This is a genomic window from Acidobacteriota bacterium, assembly GCA_003696075.1.
Lineage (GTDB): Bacteria > Acidobacteriota > Polarisedimenticolia > J045 > J045 > J045.
In genome coordinates this window covers 1-4,442 of sequence record RFHH01000043.1, presented here as the reverse complement: position 1 = coordinate 4,442, position 4,442 = coordinate 1, and the positions used below count along the sequence as shown (strand labels likewise).

Sequence of the window (4,442 nt, the reverse complement as noted above, 5' to 3'; positions counted from 1 at the left end):
CGCACCCGGCCTACTGGGCCCCCTTCGTGATCACCCTCAGGGCCGCGACAGGACCGGGGAGCGCTCGCTGAGAAGCCGCACCCGCCACGGCTTCCGCGAGCGGACGCCCTCCGGCGGCGCGGGACGGCGCGGGGATCGCGGCGGAAGAGCCCCTCGGAGCGTCGTGCAGGCCGCCGGCCCGGCGCTGCGGAATCTCGCCGCCCGCCTGGATCCGCCGCTCCTCGGGCGCGGCAGCCCGGGTGGATCGGTTTCGACGGCGGCGCCTTCCTGGTGCGGGCGCGGCGCCGCCGCCGGGCGCGCACCCGGCGGCGACGCCCCGGACCGGGGTGCAGCCCTCGCTACGGGCCTTCCCAGTTGCAGGAGTTGGTCCCGCGCACGAGGTAGTAACGAACGCTTCCCGCCGGACCGCTCGCGGCGCCCGCGAGCGTCAGCGTCGTCGCGCCGCTCGTGCGTCCGTCGAGCGCCGGCGCCGGGAACTGCGCGTCGGTGTCGGCGAGCAGGTTGTAGCCGGTGGCACCCGTCGCCGCCGGCCAGTCGAACACGAGGTCCGCGCCGCTGCGCCGCACCGACAGCGACGGCGGCACCGCGTCCGGCGTCGGATCGGAGCAAGCGAACGGCTGGCAGTCGAACGGCTCGGCGACCTGCGCGTGGATCGTCCAGCTCCGGAGCGTGCTCCCCTGCGGGAACGGCCCCGGGACGACGTCCCGGATCGACAGCGTCCAGGTGCCCTGGAGCGGCTCGCCGTCGAAGTCCTGCATCGTCCCCGGTCCGTCCGGCTGCCGATCGCGGTCGTAGCGCGTGTTGAGCCCGCCGTTCGTCCGATTCTTCAGCCTGACGGTCGTTCCCGAGGGCGAGGTCACGTCGATGATGAAGTCGCTCGCGCGAAACGCGCTGATGTCGATCGAAACGTCGAGGTCGGTGATCGTCCGCACGTCGTCGATCGTGATCGTCGAGGTCACCGGCTGCTGGGTCTCGTTGGGGATGTCCTGCGACTGGTTGTTGGGGTAGTCGCGCTGGAACGTTCCCATGGTGATGTCGATGCGGTCGGTGTGGGGCGCCGCCTCGGCCGCCTGCGATTCGACCCCGAACGAGAGCGTCTCTCCGCAGGTGGCGGACGGCAGCACGGTGAGCTGGAAGTGCGGGGCGAGCGATTCCTGGACCCCGTTCCGGGCGATGTCGGGCCAGGTCGTGTCCGGCCCGATCACGCGCACCGATGCGGGGGTCAGCGCCCGCAGCGTGCCGGTGACCTGGGTGGCGTCGAGCGCACCGTAGTTGAACAGCGACACGGGAAGCTCGACCGTCTCCCCCGGCTCGAGGAAACCGTTCGCGTTGGCGTTCGGGCCGCTCTCGTCGAGCCGGTAGGCACTCTCGATCAGCTTCGCCTCCTCCGGGATCACGGCGCAGTTCGACACCGGCCCGGTGCAGGCGGGGTTGGCGGCGTTCGGCCGCACGCGGTAGTTGACGATGAAATCGGACGGGACGTTGTCGTCGAAGAAGCTGGTCTCCGGGGCGGTGACAGTGCCGACGATCACCTGCTGCTTGTCGCACCCCAGCTCTCCGCGAAACACCGTGTAGCTGGCCGCGTCCGGAACGCTGTCCCAGGTGAGCTGCACACCCGAGCCGGAGGGGGCGACCGCCAGCGCCGGCGCGGCCAGCGCCGGGCAGTTCCCGCTGTTCTGGTTCTCCGGGTCGGTGGCCTGGCCGCAGGCGATGCCGTGGCGGTCGAACGCGGCGAAGAGCGCCGCCGCGTGCGGCGTGCCGTTCGCCAGGTCGCCGTCGTCGTCGTCGGCGACGCGCATCTGCTGGTACCAGCTCGAGCTGGCGCACGAATCGGAGTTCGGCAGCGAGCAGGTGTAGATGTCCCCGCCGGAGCCGGCGCGCGTCTCGTACCACAGCTTCTCGGCGAGCTGCCAGGCCGACGCGGGATCGAGCCCCATCGCCGGAAGGTCCTTCGTGGCCAGGTCGAAGATGGCCTCGCTGATCGGGTAGGACTCGCAGTGCGTCTCCCGGCCGCACGGGCCGCCGCCGCTGCCGCAGCGCGCATCGACGAACCCGGCCGGCGTCGCCGGCTGACCGGACTGGCGGCGGGAGTAGTCCATGTCGCGAACGCCGGTGCACGAAAGGCACTTGTCGCCGTAGCCGCTGCACGTCCGGCCGTCGACGAAGAAGCCGGGGCCGATGCAGCCGTCATGGCTCCAGAAGATCGCCACGACGTCGGCATAGGCCTCCGACGTGTTGTCGAAGCCGCCGCCGTCGTTCTCGTCGAGGCCGTGGCCCCACTCGTGGACGAGCACCCCGAGATTCTCGCCTGTGTTGCCGCAGCCGTTGCCGGCGCGGAACATGTTGAGCTGGCCGCCGTACGAGGCGTTGCAGGTGTTGTTGACGTTGGTGTTGGTCACCAGCACGCCGGAGAGCCAGGTGTTGTCCGGAAGGTAGGCGCGGGCCGCCTGCTTGGCCCGGTTGACGTCGTAGAAGGCCGTCCGCGCGGCGCTGGTGTTGCCCGCGCTCGCCCCGTGGGCGACAGCGCAGTTCTCCCCGGCGCGTTGCCCGAGATCGAGCCCGGTGCCGCAGGTGTTCGTCTCCGAGATCGGCCCGCAGTCGTCCGAGATGCGGACGAACTGCCCGTCGAGCGACGTCGTGGTGGGAGCGCTCTCGAGCGAGCAGGAGTAGATGCCGAAGTCGTCGGCGAAAGCCGCCGCCTGCCCATCCTCGGCGACGTCGGCGAACGGCAGCGGGTGGGGGAAATCGCAACCGCCGCCGGCGCAATCCCCGTCGCCCTTCTGCGGGAACACGCCGCCGCGGATGGAGGCGTAATGTGCAGCGTCGTAGAAGGCGATCAGCTCGCCGGTGTGCGCGTCGATCTCACCGACCCAGAGCGGCACTTCGCCCGGCACCCGGAACGAGAGCCGCCAGACGAGCCGGTGCGCCAGCCCTTCGCCGCGCGCTCCGCGCCACGGTGACGGCTCGGCCTCCATCCGCGGATCGAGCGCCAGGAGCAGCAGCTGCGGCGGGGCGGCCTCCTCGCGGACGGTGGTGCCGTCGCTGCCGAGATAGGCGTCGAGGATCGCCCGTGCCTGCCGCGCGTCGATCGCCGGCCGCCCGTCGGTCGTCGGCCGCCCCCAGCGGTGGGTGCCGAAGGCGACGAGATTCCCGGCCGCGACATGGAAATCGAACCGCGCGTTCTCCACACGAACGCCGTCGACGACCTGCCGGAAGACGAGCAGCCACACTCCGGGCCGTCGCTGGACGGAGGCCTCGCGATCGAGCTGGAGCACGCCGCTCCAGTCGCCGAGGAGCACCCGGTGGTCGGCGAGGAACTGCCGCGCGAGCTTCTCGAGCTGCCCGATGGTCACCGGCCCCGAGGCAGGGAGATCGTTGCCGGGGCCCGGCACCCAGGCGATACCGCGGCCGGAGGCGAGCGACGGCATCCCGGTGCGCTCGTCGAGGTAGATCGTCCAGCCGCCCTGCTCGGCGGCGAAGCGCTCCCAGCCCGCCCGCAGGGGGTCGGACGGCGGCAGGCTCTCGACAGGCACCGGCTCGATCGCAACGGCCCCTCCGGCACGCGGCTTCACCGCGCCGTCGTAACGTTTCAGGTGCGCCGGCTCCCTGAAGGCCCAGGCCGCCGTCGCGAGACAGAAGACCACCACCAGCGCGGCGCCGCCGCGCCGAGCGCGCTTCACACGTTGCCTCATCGAAATCCTCCGGTGCCGACCTCCGGCCCGGAAAACCGACCGAGCGAGAGGATGTCGCCCTTCCTTGCGCCGCGGCCCTCTTATACGTCGATTCTGCGGAACCTGCGACCCGCGCGGCTTTCGAGCCGAAGTTCGAGGCGTGGCGGCTCGCCGGAGGGCCTAGGGCGCCGCTGGCGCGAATCGGCGCGCGGGCCGGCCAATTCCTTTTTTTCGTTGCAATTGAGGATGGCTGGCCCGGGAGGGCCGCATCGCCCTGCCAGGTCCCGCACGGCGGGCCAGGGGATGCGGGAGGGCGCGCCGGGATCCTCGAGATCGGCCGAGCGGTGCGCCGGTACCGAAAAGGGGGCGGCGGTCCGTGGCCGCGCAACCAGGACGGTGCAGCGCTCCCTTCTCTTGTGCGAGCGGGCGAGGGACCAGGACGCCGGGTCGGCTCGTGCGGGTTCCACAGCACCGGCCGCGACAGGGAAAGCGGGGACAAGTGCGGCGCCGAGCGGCGGGGCTCTGGCCGACCTTACTGACTCGTGACGCGCCGCAGGACGGCGGCACATTCGCATCGGTGCCGCCCCCAGGATCGGCGGTGGGCGGGGCGACCCTTTCCGCCACGGAGCACCACGCCCGTGGGGATCGCCGGCGGGCCGCATCCCCTGCGGTGCCAGTACGCGAATGACGCGGGCGCGCCGGGAAGTGGAAGGCGTTCCTGCCCGCGATCCATACCCCCGACAGCCCGGATCTTCCCGCCAGCGTATATTG

The 4,442-nt window shown here is 71.9% G+C and carries 1 protein-coding gene; it reads right to left on the bottom strand.

Features of this window, described 5'->3' with window-relative positions; genetic code table 11:
- Nucleotides 1-338: 338 nt before the first annotated feature.
- Nucleotides 339-3,692 (bottom strand): hypothetical protein, encoded by a 3,354-nt coding sequence (locus tag D6718_02585; protein ID RMG47969.1) that lies wholly within the window; start codon nt 3,690-3,692, stop codon nt 339-341.
- Nucleotides 3,693-4,442 lie beyond the last annotated feature (750 nt).

Excerpts from the sequence above, each read along its gene's own strand:
- D6718_02585 (RMG47969.1), bottom strand. The coding sequence starts at position 3,692 with ATGAGGCAACGTGTGAAGCGCGCTCGGCGCGGCGGCGCCGCGCTGGTG.